23 protein-coding genes are annotated in these 18,266 nt (G+C 33.9%); 11 read left to right on the top strand and 12 right to left on the bottom strand.

Annotated elements, in window-relative coordinates; translation table 11 throughout:
- Positions 1-340: 340 nt before the first annotated feature.
- The 12 genes from EO766_RS09085 to EO766_RS09030 all read right to left on the bottom strand — a co-directional run bounded on the left by EO766_RS09085 (position 341) and on the right by EO766_RS09030 (position 11,311).
- Positions 341-2,476, bottom strand: coding sequence for a peptidase domain-containing ABC transporter (locus tag EO766_RS09085; protein ID WP_074418353.1), 2,136 nt, complete (start codon positions 2,474-2,476; stop codon positions 341-343).
- A gap of 1 nt (position 2,477) precedes the next feature.
- The gene (locus EO766_RS09080) at positions 2,478-2,984 is read right to left on the bottom strand and encodes a TlpA family protein disulfide reductase (protein ID WP_074420505.1); all 507 of its coding nucleotides are present in this window, start codon (positions 2,982-2,984) and stop codon (positions 2,478-2,480) included.
- 3 nt (positions 2,985-2,987) lie between these two features.
- Positions 2,988-3,548, bottom strand: a complete 561-nt coding sequence (locus EO766_RS09075) for a hypothetical protein (protein WP_074418355.1) — start codon at positions 3,546-3,548, stop codon at positions 2,988-2,990.
- Between the two features lie 116 nt (positions 3,549-3,664).
- Positions 3,665-4,258, bottom strand: coding sequence for an ATP-binding cassette domain-containing protein (locus EO766_RS09070; protein WP_074418356.1), 594 nt, complete (start codon positions 4,256-4,258; stop codon positions 3,665-3,667).
- Positions 4,255-5,238: a hypothetical protein gene (locus tag EO766_RS09065; protein WP_074420502.1), complete on the bottom strand. Its 984-nt coding sequence runs from the start codon at positions 5,236-5,238 to the stop codon at positions 4,255-4,257. The genes EO766_RS09070 and EO766_RS09065 overlap by 4 nt, the downstream gene beginning before the upstream one ends.
- 1,228 nt (positions 5,239-6,466) lie before the next feature.
- The gene (locus EO766_RS09060) at positions 6,467-7,306 is read right to left on the bottom strand and encodes a T9SS type A sorting domain-containing protein (protein WP_074417540.1); all 840 of its coding nucleotides are present in this window, start codon (positions 7,304-7,306) and stop codon (positions 6,467-6,469) included.
- On the bottom strand, positions 7,261-8,610 hold the full coding sequence (locus EO766_RS09055; protein ID WP_141676721.1) for a hypothetical protein: 1,350 nt from the start codon (positions 8,608-8,610) through the stop codon (positions 7,261-7,263). Before EO766_RS09055 ends, EO766_RS09060 begins: the two co-directional genes overlap by 46 nt.
- A 5-nt stretch (positions 8,611-8,615) precedes the next feature.
- Complete coding sequence (locus EO766_RS09050; protein WP_074417538.1) at positions 8,616-9,251, bottom strand: hypothetical protein; 636 nt, start codon at positions 9,249-9,251, stop codon at positions 8,616-8,618.
- A gap of 69 nt (positions 9,252-9,320) precedes the next feature.
- A complete protein-coding gene (locus EO766_RS09045; protein ID WP_176712966.1) occupies positions 9,321-9,488 on the bottom strand; it encodes a hypothetical protein in 168 nt (55 codons plus the stop codon).
- A gap of 5 nt (positions 9,489-9,493) precedes the next feature.
- Positions 9,494-9,970 carry a hypothetical protein gene (locus EO766_RS09040; protein WP_074417537.1) on the bottom strand — a complete coding sequence of 159 codons (477 nt, stop codon included), beginning with the start codon at positions 9,968-9,970 and terminating at the stop codon, positions 9,494-9,496.
- Between the two features lie 416 nt (positions 9,971-10,386).
- Positions 10,387-10,545 (bottom strand): T9SS type A sorting domain-containing protein, encoded by a 159-nt coding sequence (locus EO766_RS09035; protein WP_287100915.1) that lies wholly within the window; start codon positions 10,543-10,545, stop codon positions 10,387-10,389.
- Between the two features lie 19 nt (positions 10,546-10,564).
- Complete coding sequence (locus EO766_RS09030) at positions 10,565-11,311, bottom strand: hypothetical protein (RefSeq protein ID WP_074417535.1); 747 nt, start codon at positions 11,309-11,311, stop codon at positions 10,565-10,567.
- A gap of 299 nt (positions 11,312-11,610) precedes the next feature.
- Between EO766_RS09030 and EO766_RS09025 the strand changes: the two genes are divergently transcribed.
- From EO766_RS09025 to EO766_RS08975, 11 genes are all read left to right on the top strand, one after another.
- The gene (locus EO766_RS09025; RefSeq protein ID WP_074417534.1) at positions 11,611-11,820 is read left to right on the top strand and encodes a heavy-metal-associated domain-containing protein; all 210 of its coding nucleotides are present in this window, start codon (positions 11,611-11,613) and stop codon (positions 11,818-11,820) included.
- Positions 11,821-11,936: 116 nt separating this feature from the next.
- A complete protein-coding gene (locus EO766_RS09020; RefSeq protein ID WP_074417533.1) occupies positions 11,937-12,389 on the top strand; it encodes a hypothetical protein in 453 nt (150 codons plus the stop codon).
- Between the two features lie 75 nt (positions 12,390-12,464).
- On the top strand, positions 12,465-12,944 hold the full coding sequence (locus EO766_RS09015; protein WP_074417532.1) for a DUF3347 domain-containing protein: 480 nt from the start codon (positions 12,465-12,467) through the stop codon (positions 12,942-12,944).
- Between the two features lie 70 nt (positions 12,945-13,014).
- A complete protein-coding gene (locus EO766_RS09010; protein WP_074417531.1) occupies positions 13,015-13,611 on the top strand; it encodes a DUF3347 domain-containing protein in 597 nt (198 codons plus the stop codon).
- A gap of 134 nt (positions 13,612-13,745) precedes the next feature.
- Entirely contained in the window at positions 13,746-14,210 is a 465-nt protein-coding gene (locus EO766_RS09005) for a heme-binding domain-containing protein (protein ID WP_074417530.1), read from the top strand.
- Between the two features lie 150 nt (positions 14,211-14,360).
- Complete coding sequence (locus EO766_RS09000) at positions 14,361-14,594, top strand: SHOCT domain-containing protein (RefSeq protein ID WP_074417529.1); 234 nt, start codon at positions 14,361-14,363, stop codon at positions 14,592-14,594.
- A 238-nt stretch (positions 14,595-14,832) separates the two neighbouring features.
- Positions 14,833-15,303 (top strand): hypothetical protein, encoded by a 471-nt coding sequence (locus EO766_RS08995; protein ID WP_074417528.1) that lies wholly within the window; start codon positions 14,833-14,835, stop codon positions 15,301-15,303.
- A 12-nt stretch (positions 15,304-15,315) separates the two neighbouring features.
- A complete protein-coding gene (locus EO766_RS08990) occupies positions 15,316-16,071 on the top strand; it encodes an AlbA family DNA-binding domain-containing protein (RefSeq protein WP_074417527.1) in 756 nt (251 codons plus the stop codon).
- Between the two features lie 66 nt (positions 16,072-16,137).
- Positions 16,138-16,992 (top strand): hypothetical protein, encoded by an 855-nt coding sequence (locus tag EO766_RS08985; protein WP_074417526.1) that lies wholly within the window; start codon positions 16,138-16,140, stop codon positions 16,990-16,992.
- Positions 16,993-17,258: 266 nt separating this feature from the next.
- On the top strand, positions 17,259-17,696 hold the full coding sequence (locus EO766_RS08980) for an ISAzo13-like element transposase-related protein (protein WP_074417525.1): 438 nt from the start codon (positions 17,259-17,261) through the stop codon (positions 17,694-17,696).
- 2 nt (positions 17,697-17,698) lie between these two features.
- Entirely contained in the window at positions 17,699-18,247 is a 549-nt protein-coding gene (locus EO766_RS08975; RefSeq protein WP_176712964.1) for an ISAzo13 family transposase, read from the top strand.
- Positions 18,248-18,266 lie beyond the last annotated feature (19 nt).

The following is an 18,266-nucleotide window of genomic DNA, read 5'->3' as shown; positions in this document are numbered from 1 at the left end:
AATTTTTATTTCCGTTACATTATGTCTGTTTTGTCACTTCTAAATATTTTGATGTGTTCAATCGAAGTTGCTTTCAACAAGTTTATAATTAAAATCGGCCAATCAATTACATATTCCTCCCACAATATTAAATAATTTATACAATATATTTATAACCTTTTTAATTATTTTTTAAAATATCGTTATTTTATGGAGTTATTACTACTTAAAAAAACTTAAAATTTTATTAGTCAATATTTTATAAAGCATTAAAATATTTAATATTTTAATGCTACTGTGTACTAATGCCATTATTTTTTGATAACGGTCGAGGTTATTTTTATTTTTTTTTATAATGATATCAAAAAAATAACTCGGGTTTTTGTAATGTCACAATTTTATCTGCTAGTGCTAATAAGCTTCCGTTATGTATTGCGGCAATAACAATCGAATGTGCTTTAATAATTTTTATTGCATCGCAGAGCAAACTTGCAGACAATTCATCCATAGAACTTATTGGTTCATCAAGTAAAATAATACTGGGTTTATTAATAATTGCCCTGGTAAATCCAATCATTTGCTTTTGCCCTCCTGAAACATTTATACCTCCTTCACCAATGACTGTAAGCAATCCATTAGGGAAAGTGTCGAAATATTTATCAAGATTATAACTTTGCAATAATTTCATTACCAAATTCGTTTTTTCCTGAAAATCATTTTTTATATCAACATCATCAATTAAAAACCTTTCGAAAAGAATATTTTCTATTATTGTAGCATCAAAAAGCCTTATTTCCTGGGGCATATAACCAATTTTAACATAGGTATTTTTTTGTTTTAACTCAAAAAAATCTATATCTCCGTTTATTCTAATTGTGCCAGATGCCGGCATGTATAAACCGCCTAATAATTGAAGTAATGTTGATTTCCCTGTTCCATTATCACCTTGTAGTACAGTAAACTTTCCGACTTCTGATGTAAAAGAAAAATTTGTAAATAATGAGTCACTTCCGGGAAATTTAAAATTTATATTGCTTAAAGAAATTAGTTGCACCTCATCAGGATAAATTGAGTCAACATGGGGTTCAACATTTAATTCAAAGAAGCTATCAAGACGATTTTTTGATACTTTAAATTCATAGAAAGTAATAAATGATAAAGAAAGGCTTATACTTGCTTGAATGAAGATATAGCTAATTTGTGAAATTGAAATTAATTGGGTTGGTAAATTTTCATTTATAAAAATCGTGTAGCTACCAATGAGAAAAATAATGAAAATTGAGAGTGTAGATATTAACTCAATTAACAATTGAAACTTAACTTTAGTTTTATTAATTTCATTTGTTTTATTGTTATAAAGTGAAAAGATATTTTTTAAGCTGTTTGAAAATATATGGTTTTTCAGAAATATTTTTACTGATGCTATGTTTTCGATAATTGAGAGATATTCGCTTTCTAAATTACCATAAAGCATTAACAGGGATTTATTGGATGATACAATAAATTTTCTAATGCTTATTCCCAGAATTATCATTAAGGTTAAACCAACCATGGAAGAAATCCCTAAATAAATATTCTGAAAAAATAAAAATAGCATTGAAATTATTACTATAAATAAGTTTATAATTGGTTCACTCAAAAGTGCAATCAATGAATTTTCAATAATTGAAATATCTTTTAAATACAACAGAACGTCACCTATTTGCCGGCTATCATAAAAAAACTTCTTTTGATTGACTACTTTTTCAAAAACAGTACTGCTTATCTTTGAATTTACCTGTTTTGATATTTTAATGTGTAAATAATTTTTTAACAATGAAATTAAAACTTTAAATATCAAAACAAAAAGAAAAAATGATGTTGATAGTAATAAAAGTCTTTCATTTTTGGAAGGTAAAATATTTTCAACCAGGCTCTGTGTAAAAATGGCGATGCTTAATCCTAAAGTTGCTATCACAATACCTAAAAATGAAGTTAGGAGAGAAATACTCCTATACTCTTTTAGGAGTTGCCATAAGTTTAAATATTCTTTTTTTTCAGGTAAAAAATGTGTCGAAGTATAATCCTGTTTTTTACCTTGTATTAATAGTAGCCTTTTGTTAGGCCATATTTTCAATAGGTCTTCTTTTGAAAGGATCGAAATACCTTTAGCAGGATCAAATACCTTAAATTTTACTGTTCCGGTTTCTTTCCCTTCAATTTCGCAAAGAATAACAAAATGTAAGAGTTTGTCTTGAATAATCACATGTAAGATACAGGGAAGGTTTATAGTATATAAATTTTCAACTTCTGAGGCTTCTGCGCCCTCTGCAGTTAAACCAAAACTAATAGCCGCATCATGCATAGCTAGTAAATTAGTTCCTTTGCTTGTAGTTCCGCACTTTTCCCGAACTTCTTCTAATGAAACCTGGGTATTATGATATAGCAATATGTTATAAAGGCATACCGGCCCGCAATCAAATTGATTTGATTGCTGTAAAAAATTATCAACTCTCATTTTAATTTAAATATTTATCTAAATAACCTGATTTGAATTCTCCGTTAATTTTAATTATAAGCTTGTTATGCTTATAAAAGAAAGTTGTTGGGTATGATTTGACTTCAAAACGTTCCTTAATTACCATGTTACTATCAGAAACAAAATAGCTGTTTAGCCTAACAATTTCCGGATAATTTAACTTTATAGATTGACTTTCATTTATATTACCAGGGATGATAAAAACGATATTCATACCCGAATAATTCATTTTGTTATTGCTTACTTCTTCAAGTACATGCATGCAATTATCACATGATGGTGTTACAAATATTAAGAGGGTATTAGTGGAAGTATCAAGATTAATTGATTTTGTAAAAGAGATATCATTAAAAATTATTGATGGTCTTTTTTGCAGACTTACCTTTTTTGAATTGTCATAAGAGGTAGTGTAATACATAATGATTCCAAAAAGTACAATAAGATCTATCATTATAAAAATGATAATGTTTTTTAAGCTCCATTTCATTCGTTATGTTTTAATTATTGTTGTTGATAGAAAAGAAATTAATATTATCCAAAATATTAAACTGATGACATAGGAAGAGAAAACTAATGAGACACTTTTTTGAAATTTTATTTTTGTGACAATTGTTAAGAAAAATGAGATAATAAACCAATAAGTTATTTCAAATAAATTAAACAACTGCAAAGTGTATTTTATAAAAACTGGTAGTTCAGTAGGATTTTTTACAAAACTTAAGGCTGATAAAGGCATGAAACTCTGAATATCGGAAATCGTAGAATAATTGTGCCAGGTGAGCAACCCAACATACTTCGTTATGGCACTTAATAACAAAACGACTTCTGAAATTAAAATAATGTTCAGCAATTGATTATAAGAAATTTTTAAATCAGATAGGTATGTTGCAAAATAAATAATTGCCGCGGTTGTTAGAAGCCTAAGTATTAAAAAAACTGCAATGAAAATATAGGAAATCCATGAAATTATTTTATTGGCGGAAATTATTTCTTCGATTCTGTCAAAAGAAATTTGTGTGCCATAGGTCTGATAAAATATAGAATCGGTCATAATGCTTGAATACATTAACCAGGCTAAAACCAAGTAAAGTATAAGGAAGATCAGCATTATATAATAACTATTAAATTGGAAATCTGTTTTTTCAAATTTGATCATTACAAATATTTTTAAAGTATTTTTACTGTATTCTTTGATTCAATCTTAATAATAGAATCGCTGATTTTATTTAGTGTATCCAATCGATGCGAAGAGATTATAATATGTTTATTCTCTTTTATCTTTTTTAGTGCTTCAACTAATATATCAATAGAGTCTGCATCAAGCCCTTCGAATGGCTCGTCCAGCAAAATAATTTGATCAGCAATTAAAAGAATAATTTGCAGGTAAAGTTTCTTTTTCATGCCAGTAGAATAATTTTCAGCATATTCATTTAATGGTAAGAAAAAAATATTTTCGATGGTATTTTTGGTTGTTGAAATATTTCTTATTTCTAATGCTGATATGAGAAATTCTATTCCCCTTATTCTTGGATAAGAATATAAATCAACTCCCATAAACGAAATCTTATCTTTATTTACTTCGCTAATGACTATATTTCCTTCGTATTTTTCAAAACCAGCCATGCAATTGAAAAGAGTTGTTTTACCTATTCCATTTTTGCCTACTAATCCATATATCTTTCCTAAATTTAAAACCAGGTGTAGATTTTCAAAAATTACATTCTTGCCAAATTTTTTATATAATGCCTTAATTTCTATCATAAAGGTTCATTCGTAAATTTAAAATCAAAGAATAAATAGAATAATAGTATTAAGTAAAGGATTACAAAAAAAGGATTCACTATTGAAATAGTTAGTAGTCCAATGTTAACTGAAATAATAATTTTTTTATAAATGAGGGTGAACTTTTTATTTAAATAAACCAGAACAAGATTGATCAAACAAATTACGGTAAGCATTGAAACGTATACTATATAGGATATGTTATAATCCCTGACCACTCTCCCAATAATTAAGGTAAGTAGCAGTGGAAGTAATAAAACAAAAAAATGCTTAATTATTAATACTAATAATTTAAAAAACTTTTTAACACTAAATACTTCTCCTTTTTTTAATAAATAAATAAATGGGGGTTCAGCTTTAGAAATTATGTAGCTAAATATTATTGATTGAGCTATAATATATATACTAGCTACAAATTGTATTTCAAAAAGTGGATTAATTAGCCACACGAAAAATGCAAGACTATAAAATAAGAAAATGGCTATAATTTTTTTTTCATATAATCTGAGGCCTGATATTAAATGCAAATCTCCTTTTTGAGGGGTCAAAAGGTTATCAAATGTATTTGCATAAGTAGTTATTTCTTCCTTAGATCTTTGCGAAGCAATAATGGTTGAGCAAAATAAAAGGATAAGCAGGTAATACTGATGATAGACAATTAAATATATTATTATAGGAAATATTATTAACATATATTCTACGAAAAGTATTTTATGAATTTTTTTAAGCCAAAGAAAATTTAAGAGTTGCCAGTCTTGTCTTTTATCGTTGTTTATTATTAGTAAAAAACTGATTAGTGCAATAAACTCCAGGCCAAAATAACTATTTGATGTAATAATTTTTAATAACAATGAAATAAGAATTACGCTAATAGCAATTTTAAAATAAGCATAAGGACCTAATTCTCTATAAAAGGACTTTAAACGTATTATTAAATAGCTTTTAAACGATTTTAGCATATTAGTATGTAGTATGTAAAAAGTAAAAATGGTGGGGTTGGACCCCCACCAACAAGAAAACTTAATAGGCTTTCTTGGGGATTAGAAGCAAATTACATGTCATGCCAGCTGCCATTCCACCCCATGGGCCTGTTAAAAGGCCAATTCCAATCCCAACTAACAGGCATACAAAACCACCCTGGGTGTTTTGCATTTCTTTTCTTGCTAACTTTTTCATTTTTGCAAAAAATTCTAACTGTTAATAATATAACCAACTTCTCGTCCTTGATTTTTGAACGTCTGCTTTTTCGAGATTGTCAGAAAGGCTCGGTTTTCAATTTGTGTTTTGCACTCGGCTGTAAATGTCTAAACCCGAAGTAGTAACGTTAACTACCAACGTCCTTTTTTGTTTTTATTTTGGGTCAATTAAGGATTAATGTCCCGCAATTCGTAGCTACTGAATATGTTCAATTATTTTGTACTGCTTATTTTTTGAACAATGGCAGATGCTCATACGTCAACTTGATTGTGCATTTGTCGTTTACAATTCCTTTGCAAAGTAAGTTTTGAAGCGTTGGTATCGTGTTCCCTGCAAATGTGCTGTAAACGAAGCATTGGTTTTTGTCATATAAATATAGGTTGAGTCCATAAACTGCCAATTCAGGGTTGCCTACAACGGCTCCGCATTGGCGTAGTGGTGAACTTAGAAGCACGAACCTGTCAATCAGCACAAATGTTTATTAGAAGCACTACTATTCAATTGACCACTTAACCCGCCACTACAATTATTGTATGTATGAAAAAAATAATTAAATTTATTTTTTTCATTGCATACTATTTTTAGTTAGCATACTATTTTTCATAACCGCTATTTTAGCTTTTACTGTCATCCGCTGTCAGGCTGTTTTCAATCAGAGTTGCCTTCAACATGCCTGTCTGTAAATTGGCAAAACAATCCGGTTACTCCACAATATTAAATAATTTATACAATATATTTATAATTTTTTTAATTATTTTTTAAAATACCGTTATTTTACGGGGTTATTACTACTTAAAAAAACTTAAAATTTTATTAGTCAATATTTTATAAAGTATTAAAATATGTTATATTTTATTGCTACTGTGTACTAATGCCATAATTCTTTGAAAACGGGCAGGATTATTTTGCTGAATTAACGGCAAATTAATTTCTGATGCAAATGCTATCTTGTGAATTTGCAATTGAAGCATTAAAAATCAGCAAGTGATTTTAATGTTGAATAATAATTTTACATGATTGCCATGTTTCTCCGTCAAATATGCGCAGGATATAAACATCATTGCGCAATGTTCCAACAGAAATGTTTACCGTCGTCTGCCCTTTGGCAAATTTTTGTTTATGCCTGATAACGCCCATTTTATCATACAACTCTACTTCCTGAATTTCTGCTGTTTTCTTATTATTTGATGTTGCCGTTTCATCTTCATTGGGTTTTATTTGAATATTGCCTGGACCTGGATTGGGAAATACTTTGTAAGCAAAGCCGCAAGGTGGCATGTCTGCTCCAACGTATGATTCAGGTGAAGTACCGCAACTACTCACTGCCCGAACTCCAAAATAATAAAAATTACCACAACTCACATTGCCTTTCATTGGCAAATGATAATATGATGCTGCGGTTATTCCTTTTAAAACACCATCCAAATACCATTGATAAGAAGTTGCCCCGGGAACATCATCCACATCAAGCATCACTCTGTTTGGTGGGGCATTCCATGTCCAGCTAACGGGACCCGGCTTAGGTGTGCCTACAGTTATTTGAATTGAAAATAATCCATAAGAACAGCCTCCATCGATAACTTCGGCACTTAATGTAACTACGCCACTTGCACCTCCATTTTGTGTTAGAGTTGCGGTATTCCCATTAGTTGAAATATTTACTATTCCAGAAGGAGTTGGTGATGTCCAGTTTATTGCCGAACCAGCAGGTACTCCGATGAGTGTATAGGTATTAGATGCCCCACATAATGAGCTATTGCCGGTAAGTTCAATATCCGCCGCTCTTACTTCTGAAACATAATTTTGCCATACGCCATTTCTGTTATCCATCCAGGCCGCAAATCCCCGGCATATCCACCAAAAAATTGAGGTATTTGTGCAGTTACATGAGCAACGTCACTGACAACCCTGTTTTGAAAAGTAGTAAACCCATTAACAGATGCGGCAACAAAAGTATTAGTATTGAAGTTGTTTGGATTTTCCATACAGAAATAAGTTACAAATACATTTCCGTTTGTATCATCTACACTAACCCATGGCATCCAGCTTTGCCTGGCTGTTGGAATGCTAACTGTTGTGGCGGCTGACCATGTATCGCCCCGGTTGTCTGACCATCTTATTCGAATAATACTTCGTCCATTACCGCCTTCCCTCTCTGCGTACACAACATAAATTCTTCCTCTTCTTGGTCCATTGCTTTTATCAACTGCCATTGCAGGAAAATCATTGATACGGGTGTTGTTGAAATCAGGATTTCCCCCGTTGCCCACCCTGATGCCCGCATAATTAAAAGCAATATTGGCAACATTGAAATTTATTCCGCCGTCCAGCGAACGGGTAAATCCTAATCCCTGAGCAGGTAGTTGACCATTTGTATAATCTGCCCAGCAAACATATGCTTCTCCATTTGGCCCCGTTTGTACATTTGTACCCTGTCCCCAACTATTTCTTAAAATAATAGGATTTGTAAAGTTATTACCTGCATTTATGCTTCTGTTAAACTGAACGGTTGTGGTTGCTCCAAAAACCGTCCATGCACAATATAAATTATTTGCAAAGGGGCTGGTTGGCACATCATCTGCAGCTATCATCTCTTTATCAAAACCTGCAATTACACCCGTTGCATTTACCTGCGGCTGCCATGTTAAGCCGTTATTATCCGTTCGCTGAATAAAATAACCATTAGGATTGTCAGTTGCATTGGGCGCCATTGTAGCAATATAACCTCGTCCTTGCGCATCATAGGCAGTTGAAGGATCTCCTCTGCCAAAGGCGTTATTGGGTAAAATATCCGCTCCCTGCCAAGTGCCGCCGCTATTATTGCTCCAATATGCGCCCTGAAAGGAATTCCCTATTGGAAATGTGTTTGAACTAACCAACAAGTTTTGATTGTTCACTTTATTTATACTGATATGAACTTCCGACTGTGGAATGTTAGAAGGAAAAATTTGCACATCAGGTCTTTCACAAGTAACAAGCCTGTTTGTTGAAATGCCGGAGCTGATCGGCTTTGATAATTGAGCACCAGGTTTTACCCTAATAGGTACAGCAAAACTATCATATTTGTTGTTTTGAGCGTATAGGTTCATCATAGCAAACAGCATTGCCGCGAGCATAAGCAGTCTTTTTCCCATAAAAATTATTTTAATTGATAAGATTTAAGAGTCCATATTTCACTGGTTCGGATCCCCATATTAATTTCATCTCTGTATATTTTTACAAAACCCACCTGGGGAGAAAACCAATAAATGGTGTGATAATAAGTTTGTTGTCCTATATATTTCCTGCGTATCTGAAACACATTTTTAAAAGGCTCTATGGTATCTTTTTTTACATAGAAACTGTCAGTCCATAACGCATTACTCTTCCATTCTTGTCCATTAAAAAATGGCTGAATAAATACTATATTGGGGAATGGTATGTATGCTACTCCTCCTGCACGGACTGTGTCATAAACTTTAATAGTATCATTTTCAATTCTATAGTAGTTTATTTCATTACCCCATGGATATTCATAATTCCAAACCGTGGCATCTTTGTTGTCAACGAGTTTAGTAATGCCAGTTATTCTTATCTTGACATTGTATTGTCTTGGGAAATTAGGATGGTCTCTAATCTGGCTGGAATCATAGACTTCATATTCCCAATAATTGCCAACGGTATTTGGAAAATATTCTGTTGCTTCTTTATTTGGTTTAATAGTGTCTTTATGGCAACTGGCAAAAAGAAGCATCAGTGCAGGAAAAATTAGTAACATAGTTTTTGATTGTTTCATGTGAATATTTTAGATACAATATGAAGATTCCCGGGTCTGCATAAATGAATGACAACATAAATCAGAGATTCATTGCATGATAGGCAGGCCATGTTCTCTTAGCAATTGATGTTTTTTAATTTTCATTTCCGTTGTATTATGTCTTTTGTCTCCTCCAAATATTGAAGTGTGCCCTCGCAAGGTTGCTGTCGTTACGGTAAAAAGTAATAACGCAATAATTAGTTTTGTTTTTTTCATACAAATTAGTTTTTAGCCCATTTTTCCTGTCCAGCGAGATCTGACCTGATTTGAAAGTTTAATGTTAATGTATCATTACAAATCTTATAGTGAACATAGTTGCTTCTTTGGCTGGCCGTATAATCCTTAAACACCAAGACATTAGTTGTATCATCAGGGAAATTTGTTATTGTATTCTCTGTGACAATTTCATAGCGATATAAACCTACAGATACATTATTTTTAAAAAAATCCCCAGTAAGGTTTTTTTCAAATGTTCGTTGCTTTGTATACCCTTCTGTGGCAGGAGTTTTTAAAATATATTGCCCTGTTAATTGTTCTCTATAAAGTTCTGATACCCATGTCCACTTGCCAATGATTAATTCCCTTGAAATGTTTATATCATTTGTCGGATTGTTACATGTGATATTGTAATGAATTTTATTTTTTCTACAAGCAATGATGAGTACCGGAAAAATAATTATGATTAAAAAATATTTCATATTTTGTTATGTTATTTCACAATAATGTTACTGAAATATTAATTGGTATTGACTTTGTCCTTTTTTGGCAAACAGAAATACTAATACTATGGTGATGAGGCATAATAACGTTTTTTTTATATTATGGTAATTTTACGTTGTAAATAACTTTCTGAGTTGGTGGTATTACCATAGCATTGCAAAACATTGCTTCATCTTTACCATTCAAATAGCGCATTTGAAATTTTATTTTGGTGCCGGGTAACTTAAATTGCGTTGGCAATGTCAACGTAGATAAACTATCTTCATTATTGCTTTGATTGACATACTTTATAACAAAAACAAAACCTGTGCTACCCGGGCAGTTGTTGGTTTGTCGTTCTACTATACCATTAAAAAAAAATTCAGAGGTTTTTCTGCGAATAGAGTCTGGCCGTTTACCGCTGCACCATCAGCTTTTTTACGATGCGGCTATTTCTGTTCTCAATCACAATATTATAAATGCCACCGGGAAGGTTTTGGACGTCAATCTTTTCGTTGGAGAGGCCTTCGGGATAATATTTATTGTTGCTGATTGTTTGAATGCGTCTTCCCATAGCATCTATAACATAAATATTAAGCCGTACCTTTTTCGCTATATCCAACAGCAAACTTATCTTCTTTTTTGAAATCATAATACCGCTTGTAACAAACCAGTTTATCACAGCTGCTGTTCAGATAACATTGGATACCATCATTGACATAGAGTGCTGAGGTGAAGTTTTTGTTATCATCATAGATAACTTCGTTGTTGGATAAGATTTGCTTCTCAACAGTACCCAACAAACCATCTGCCAGCGAAATACCGGTTATCTTTACCGGCTTATCTCCTTTAAAACGAACATTGCCGGTAAGCAGCTTGCCATTTGAAGTGATGGCAAGCGAATAATTGGTTTCAAAATATCGGGCTGAGAGATTGGTATTACTGTACTGGGGTACATTATATCCTTTGGTTACCGGTGTGTTGGCCACATAGGTTTCCCACTCATAGGTGATTTTTTTGGTACGGCCATTATCGTTCATCCTTTTCCAGTAGGTATACCCCGGCGAATTCATCACCAGGTAATTAAAATCCGGAGAAAACACTGCAGGTTTCCGTTGAGTTTCACTTTGAGGATTGATCGTTTGCCAGAAGTCCTTATTTACGCAATTCATAAAAGTGTCTTTAACCACATTCCAGAACCAGCTGTATTCACCTGATTTTACAGACATCAGGATAGACCTGGTTTGATTAAGATAGAGGTCTGCAGAAATCCTTTCCTGTGCATGTGCGGCCGCCGCCAGGCATACACAAATACAGGTCTTTATCAACCGTTGTTTCATGCGTTGAGATTTTTAGGAAACAAATGTACTGTTTTTGTTATACTCTGCACAGTGTAAAAATGTGCAATGAACTTTATACTAAAAAAAGTAAACGCCTTTGGAAAATCAACTCTGGCGCAGGTCTCCTGACTTGTGCCTGAACGTTACTATAATAAAAATTAGCATTTATAAATTTACTCAATCTACTCTTGCTAAATTCAATAACCCTTTTCTATAAATTATATAAATCAAATCCATAATTGTATAACAAATTATGTATGGCATTGAAGTAATTTTACAGCCATAAATAAAATAAGAAAATGAAAACTATAGAATTGAAAACAAATATTATGTGCGGCTCCTGTGTAGCTAAAGTAACGCCTGCATTAAATGAAGCAGTGGGAGAAAAAAACTGGAAAGTTGATACACAAAATCCTAAAAAAATACTTACTGTTACAACCGGTAATATTGATGAAAGCGAGGTAATTAAGGCTGTAGAGAAGGCAGGGTATAAGGCTGAATTAGTTTAATTGAAAGATAGAACACACCTAAATTAAACAGTGTTGTGATTATGATTTTAACTTTGGTATAATACCTGAATGATTTAATTTTCAATAAGAATAGATTTACATTTGCATTTGTAATAATGAAAATAAACAGTTCCATACAGTTAAAAGCTGCCTTTTTAATAATTGTATTCTCCCTGAATACAGTTATTGGTTTTGCCTGCGCTGTTGGTATAGACATGGGATTTAATGCTTCGCATCATCATGATGAAGCCGCTATGGAAGCGACTATGCACGTCCACGCTGACGGTAAAAAGCACATTCATCACAATGACAATGACCATCACACTTCAAATAACGGAAAAGATAATTGCTGTAATGACCAGGTAATGAAATTTACGCAGATTGATAAGTCTGTTCCCCAACCTTTAAAAACTATTTCTCCAATATTTCTTACAGCATTCGTTTCTTCCCGGTATGGTATTGATGTTTCATATACTTCTTATATTAATACAAGTATCAAATACTTTGTCCGAAGTTATCATCCTCCCATACCAGACATTCGTATAGCAATTCAGAGTTTCCAGATATAATTTGATGTTTAATTATTTATGTTCCGAACTTTCGGAACCTGTAATTATTTTGTTAAACATTAAATCAATTTAGAAATGAAAAAGATATTTTTTATAGTTGCAATTTTCGCAACTGTATTTGCACAAAAAACTTTAGCACAGACCAGTACACAACAAACTCAGCTATCACAGCTTCTCCATTCATACTACGATATTAAAAATGCTTTGGTAGCAGGTAACGCCGGCAATGCTTCCATAAAGGCAGAAGATTTTGTAAAAACCGCCAATGGTATTGATTACAAAATAATATCCGAAGGCAACATCAATACTTTGCTGAAAAATGCAACAGCTATTTCAGCAGCCAAAGATTTAAAAGACCAGCGGATGCATTTTGCCAATTTATCAACCAACATGTTTGCCGTAGCCAAAGCCGTAAAGCTTACAGACCAGCCCGTTTATTATACCTATTGCCCTATGAAAAAAGCATATTGGTTAAGTAATGAGACTGCAATTAAAAATCCTTATTTCGGAAGCGCCATGCCCACATGCGGCAAGGTTGTTGAAACATTAAAGTAATTCCTCGCCCCTCTCCAAAGGAGAGGGTTGAGTGAGGTCATCTCTATTTTTAACATAAAACAATTTATAAATGAAAAATATAATTATTAGTATGGCATTAATAGCCATCACAGCAGCATCCTGTAACAGCGGGAGCGATAATACCTCAGATAAAAGTATAAAGAGCAATGATACAAACCAGGTTAATAATTCTTCAGCAGCAACATCAAATAATACAAATACAAATGTTGCCGGGTCAATGCAGGAAATGGTAAGCCAATACCTGCAAATAAAAAATGCATTAGCCAATGATAACGGAAATGATGCCGCAACCGCAGGCAATGCTTTTGTGGAATCAATGGGCAAAATGGACAAAACAAATTTGTCTGCAGATAAAAAGAAAATATGGAACGATATATCTGACGATGCAAAAGAAATGGCGGAACATATAGGTAAGAATGCCGGTGATATTGCGCATCAGCGGGAACATTTTGATATGCTTAGTAAAGACATGTATGATATGGTAAAAGCATTTGGTACCACACAGACATTGTATAATGATTATTGCCCTATGTACAATAATAAAAAAGGAGCAACATGGCTTAGTGAAACCAAAGATATTAAAAACCCATACCTCGGTAAAAAAATGCCAACCTGTGGTGAAGTAAAAGAAGAAATTAAACAATAGGCAACCTGCCTGCCGGCAGGCAGGTGGGCAATTATTCAATAGGCAATGGGCCACGGGCAACTAACAATCAACAATTGGCAGCTTGTTTATTATTGCATATTGCACATTGCGTATTGCCAATTAAATGAAAATTTATGAAGCTGTTCAAAAAAATTCTGTTGATAATATTAATTGTATTTATAGCAATACAATTTATACGGCCTGCCCGCAATACCAGCGGGCAGGCGCTGCCAACAGATATTACAAAAACAATAAACATCCCTGATAAGGTATTGGATGTTTTAAAAAATTCCTGTTATGATTGCCATAGCAACAATACCCGTTATCCCTGGTATGTAAACATACAACCCTTTGGATGGGTGTTGGCCAGGCATATAAAGAACGGAAAAGAGAATCTGAATTTTAGTGAGTTTGGAACTTATTCTAAAAGAAAACAAGCCAATAAATTAAGGTCAGTTAGAAAGAGAGTTAAAGATGGTACAATGCCTTTGCCATCCTATACTTTTATACACACAGATGCAAAACTTAGTCCAGAGAATAAAAAGTTAATTACTGATTGGGTGGCAAATACAAAAGATAGCATTGACGTAATAAGATAAAAAATGTGAATGGATAAAATAAAAAAAATATTAATCAGGCTTTTTAAAGCAATTTTTATAAGAAAAAAAGATTGTTGTAAATAATTTTAAACTTATGACAGACAACATTAAATTTTAAATAATATTTTCTAACAATTAAAATCAAAAACTATGTTTTACGATGGTTATCACTTCTGGGGAATGCACCTTATATGGTGGTTCATTTGGATAATACTGCTTTTTTGGATTTTCGCTACGCCTTATGATATTCCCGGTCAGCGAAAGAAGAAAGATTCTCCTCTTGACATTTTGCAAAAGCGATTTGCTTCAGGCCAAATTACAAACGAAGAATATCAGGAGAAGAAAAAAATTCTTGAAAAGGATGGGGCAAAGCAAACAGGCTAAATCAACTGTAACAGAGAAGAAGATATAAAGAGATTCTATTTCTCTTCGGACTTTGCGCAGGAGATTTAAATTGATTATTCGTAAAGATAAAAGATATATGATGCCTTATCACTGCCCTTCTCCGGTGAAGAAGGCCGCCTGGCCAGACGGGCAGGGATTTAGGAGAGGTAACGGTATATAAATGCGTACATAAACTAACACACAAATCATTTATTATCTTAAACAAAAAATTTAGATCATGAAAGTACTACAAAAAGTTACATTGGTTATTGCTTTAATTACTCTGTTCGCCTCCTGCCAAACCAGTACAGATATAAAACAAGTTCTTTCAAAATCGGATACAAGAAAGGAAATTATGGACACAATTGCTAATAATAGTAATATGTCGAAAGAAGTGATGAGAATAATGATGAATAATAAAATTGGCCAGATGTTGATTCTGGAAAATGAAAAGATAGCAAAGAAGATGCTGGAAAACCACATAACAATAATAAAAATCATGAAAGATAATCCAGGCCTGACGCAATGTATGTTGTCTGATATGATGGAAACATGTAAAAGTGACTCCAGTATGATGGCCTCAATGTGTAAAACCATCATAGGTAACCCGCAATTGATGAATATGATGCAAAAGATGAATGAAATGGATAACATGGAAAGAATGGATCATAAAACAGAAAAGAAAGCTGACAATAAATTACATCATTAGAAAGATTTTTGTATGCAAATTGTAAAGATCAGTAAGCAATGGTTATGGATTATTTCCGGATCACTTTTCGGGCTACTGGTGTTTGCCCCGTTATTGTTGACCTTGTTTGAATATCATTTTGGTAAGCATCAACTTCCTTTTATGCAGGTAGTAATTAATTTTTACCGTGAGGCAGTGAAAATAGATTTTGTTAGCGGTTCTCTGTTCGTTTTGTTTCTTTTTATAGGCGGTACACTCGGGTATTTATTATTCCGCCTGAAATCAAGTAAGAATAAAAATAATTTAGACCCTGCCATTGCAGATTTATTAATAAAAGGAGAATGTGACACCATAGAGTTTAAATCTTCTTTCCGCTGGGATTACCGCTTACAAAAAATAAGCAAAGAAATTGAATTTGCCAGCTTAAAAACTATAGCAGCTTTTATGAATTCTGCCGACGGAACTTTATTGATCGGGGTAGCTGATGATGCTTCCCTTACAGGTCTTGACAAAGATTATAAGTCCTTAAAAAAATGTGGCAGGGACGGGTTTGAGCAATACATTATGCAATCCGTTTCTTTATGCCTGGGAATAGAGAACTGTAAAAACCTACAGGTTTCGTTTGTAGTAAGTAATGATAAGGAAGTATGTATGATAAAAGTAAAAAGCACAAAAAAACCTGTTTTTCTAAAGCATCAGCAAAACACTCATTTTTTTGTGAGGGCAGGCAACGGTACACGTGAACTGAATATTCAGGAGGCATTAAAGTATATCAAAGCCTCAACCTGAATAGTAGATTTTTTAAGCATAGAAAACAAAGTATTCAAAATAAAATCTTCAAAATTCAAAAAAAGTATGAAAGCATTGAATCCATTAAACCAAATTGGCTTAAAAGAAAAAACTATAAACAAAACTGCCGGAGCAGATAAACGGGAACTATATCAGTTACGTATAACAAAGAAATTTTTCTTAACTGTTTGCTTTGCAATTTTATTTGGCAGCCTGTCTCTTTTTGCACAGCAAATGCCCATGAAAATGGATTCGGCCATCACCCACACCACTACAATGCCTACAACCACTAAGATGGATGAAGAATTGCCCCATCCGTTTTTTACACACATGGGTATGCCGGAGGCGGTGGGCACCTATAGCCTGCGTACGGCAGCATTGCTTACAAAACAAACAGATGGCGCTACAAAAGGCGATTTTGCTTTTCACTTCGAAACCGGTCTTTCAAGAATTGTGGGCTTACACATAAGGAATGATCGCTTTTTAATGAACCCCTCTACAGAAATCATGTTTCAGTTTGCTGTGCTCAGAAGTAAAAACGGCATGAATGGCATTTCCACCCTTATCGAATTTGAAGTTCCTACAAACAAAGGTGTCAGGCGAATAAATACGCTGGTAGGTTTTTCGTCTGCACTGAGCAGTTCCAGGGTATCATTCAATCAGGTGCTCCATTATAATCCCCGGGTGGATATGTTGGATGGAAGCGTTGCAGTGGTTTTTAAAGTCACTCAAAAAATATTTTTGGTAGCAGAAATGTTAGGAACCCGCATGTCCGATGGAACGACAATGCTCAATCCTGTTGCCGGAGTTAAGCTTAGGCTAAACAAATATGTGGTGCTGGGCCTTGGTTATATGAAGCCGGTCACTAACACAAAAGAGTTTTCTTCACAAACTATTTTTCAACCGGAGTTTGGGTGGTAAGTAAAACAAACAAAATAACTTCATCAGAATAAATAATATATTTGGGTAACTAAATCCATGAAATTTGATACAAGAAATTTCAGAAAAGACTAAACAGTTGATGCAATTGCATTACAGCCGTTTGTCAGAAAAAGACCGCAGGCAATAGGCAGGTTTAGAATCATTAAAACTGGGCAGAAGAGGAACAAGCTATATCAGTAAGGTGCTGGGGGTGGACAGAAATACCATATTACTGGGGCGGCGGGAACTGACCGGTGAAATAACAGATGGCCCGACAAGCCCGGGAAGGCAGCGCCGGGCAAGGGGGTGGGCGAAAAAAAACGGTAAAATATCCTGAAATCATTGAACTGCTGACAGTTTTAATAGAAAAGCATAAGGCGGGAAGCCCCACGGAGGAGAACGTATATTGGGTGAGCGTGAAGCCGTGGCAACTGGCAGAGTTGTTCTATGAAGAATATCAAATCAGGGTCAGCCACGGCCTGGTGAAGCGCTTGCTCAAAGACTTGGGATATGGATATCGCAAACAGTCCAAACAGTTGGCCACAGGCGATTACGGGCGTAGGGATGAGCAGTTTAGGATTATTTGTTCTTTGATAGTGGTAATGAGTTTGGAAAGCCCCGTATTGAGCATTGACTGCAAGAAGAAGGAACGCCTGGGCATCCTTTACAGGGATATGGCAAATGTTATTGCACCAAAGCCGTGAAGGTGCATGACCATGATTACGAGCATTTGGGTGAGGGCAAAGTAATACCCCATGGCATCTATGATTTGCAGGCCAATAAAGGATATGTCAGTATTGGGAGCAGCAGTGAAACGGCTGATTTTGTGATGGACAATTTGCGTTGGTGGTGGTATGAATATGGTATCCATGATTATCCCGATGCCAAAAACATATTGCTGTTGTGCGATGCAGGAGAGGCCAATTCTTACCGACACCATATATTCAAATATAAGTTTATGGATTTTGTGGCAGAAACAGGTTTGTCGGTCATTGTATGCCACTACCCACCTTACTGTTCTAAATGGAATCCCATTGAGCACAGGCTGTTTAGTCAGGTACACAAAGCCATGCAGGGTGCTGTTTTGAGCGATTATGCAACAGTTCAAAAACTTATCTGGCAAACTTCAACTAAAACAGGTCTTACCGTGGTCGTCAGGCTGAATTTAAAACTATACGAGACAGGAGTTAAAATAGATAAAGCGAAAATAAATAAAAATATAGGATTAGGTAGAACATTCACAAATAAGGGATAAGAATTGAGAATAACTAAAT

It is taken from the genome of Hydrotalea sp. AMD, assembly GCF_004100315.1.
GTDB lineage: Bacteria > Bacteroidota > Bacteroidia > Chitinophagales > Chitinophagaceae > Hydrotalea > Hydrotalea flava.
This window is presented reverse-complemented; position numbering and strand designations above follow the sequence as displayed.

What these genes read in the sequence shown, in the direction of transcription:
- EO766_RS09035 (WP_287100915.1), bottom strand. Translation starts at nt 10,545, where the DNA reads ATGGGAAGACGCATTCAAACAATCAGCAACAATAAATATTATCCCGAA.
- EO766_RS09025 (WP_074417534.1), top strand. Translation starts at nt 11,611, where the DNA reads ATGAAAACTATAGAATTGAAAACAAATATTATGTGCGGCTCCTGTGTA.
- EO766_RS09030 (WP_074417535.1), bottom strand. Translation starts at nt 11,311, where the DNA reads ATGAAACAACGGTTGATAAAGACCTGTATTTGTGTATGCCTGGCGGCG.
- EO766_RS08995 (WP_074417528.1), top strand. Translation starts at nt 14,833, where the DNA reads ATGAAAGTACTACAAAAAGTTACATTGGTTATTGCTTTAATTACTCTG.
- EO766_RS09010 (WP_074417531.1), top strand. Translation starts at nt 13,015, where the DNA reads ATGAAAAATATAATTATTAGTATGGCATTAATAGCCATCACAGCAGCA.
- EO766_RS09015 (WP_074417532.1), top strand. Translation starts at nt 12,465, where the DNA reads ATGAAAAAGATATTTTTTATAGTTGCAATTTTCGCAACTGTATTTGCA.
- EO766_RS09040 (WP_074417537.1), bottom strand. Translation starts at nt 9,970, where the DNA reads ATGAAATATTTTTTAATCATAATTATTTTTCCGGTACTCATCATTGCT.
- EO766_RS09055 (WP_141676721.1), bottom strand. Translation starts at nt 8,610, where the DNA reads ATGGGAAAAAGACTGCTTATGCTCGCGGCAATGCTGTTTGCTATGATG.
- EO766_RS09000 (WP_074417529.1), top strand. Translation starts at nt 14,361, where the DNA reads ATGTTTTACGATGGTTATCACTTCTGGGGAATGCACCTTATATGGTGG.
- EO766_RS08990 (WP_074417527.1), top strand. Translation starts at nt 15,316, where the DNA reads ATGCAAATTGTAAAGATCAGTAAGCAATGGTTATGGATTATTTCCGGA.
- EO766_RS09060 (WP_074417540.1), bottom strand. Translation starts at nt 7,306, where the DNA reads ATGGATAACAGAAATGGCGTATGGCAAAATTATGTTTCAGAAGTAAGA.
- EO766_RS08980 (WP_074417525.1), top strand. Translation starts at nt 17,259, where the DNA reads ATGGCCCGACAAGCCCGGGAAGGCAGCGCCGGGCAAGGGGGTGGGCGA.
- EO766_RS09070 (WP_074418356.1), bottom strand. Translation starts at nt 4,258, where the DNA reads ATGATAGAAATTAAGGCATTATATAAAAAATTTGGCAAGAATGTAATT.
- EO766_RS09045 (WP_176712966.1), bottom strand. Translation starts at nt 9,488, where the DNA reads ATGAAAAAAACAAAACTAATTATTGCGTTATTACTTTTTACCGTAACG.
- EO766_RS09085 (WP_074418353.1), bottom strand. Translation starts at nt 2,476, where the DNA reads ATGAGAGTTGATAATTTTTTACAGCAATCAAATCAATTTGATTGCGGG.
- EO766_RS09050 (WP_074417538.1), bottom strand. Translation starts at nt 9,251, where the DNA reads ATGAAACAATCAAAAACTATGTTACTAATTTTTCCTGCACTGATGCTT.
- EO766_RS09020 (WP_074417533.1), top strand. Translation starts at nt 11,937, where the DNA reads ATGAAAATAAACAGTTCCATACAGTTAAAAGCTGCCTTTTTAATAATT.
- EO766_RS09080 (WP_074420505.1), bottom strand. Translation starts at nt 2,984, where the DNA reads ATGAAATGGAGCTTAAAAAACATTATCATTTTTATAATGATAGATCTT.
- EO766_RS09065 (WP_074420502.1), bottom strand. Translation starts at nt 5,238, where the DNA reads ATGCTAAAATCGTTTAAAAGCTATTTAATAATACGTTTAAAGTCCTTT.
- EO766_RS08985 (WP_074417526.1), top strand. Translation starts at nt 16,138, where the DNA reads ATGAAAGCATTGAATCCATTAAACCAAATTGGCTTAAAAGAAAAAACT.
- EO766_RS09005 (WP_074417530.1), top strand. Translation starts at nt 13,746, where the DNA reads ATGAAGCTGTTCAAAAAAATTCTGTTGATAATATTAATTGTATTTATA.
- EO766_RS09075 (WP_074418355.1), bottom strand. Translation starts at nt 3,548, where the DNA reads ATGACCGATTCTATATTTTATCAGACCTATGGCACACAAATTTCTTTT.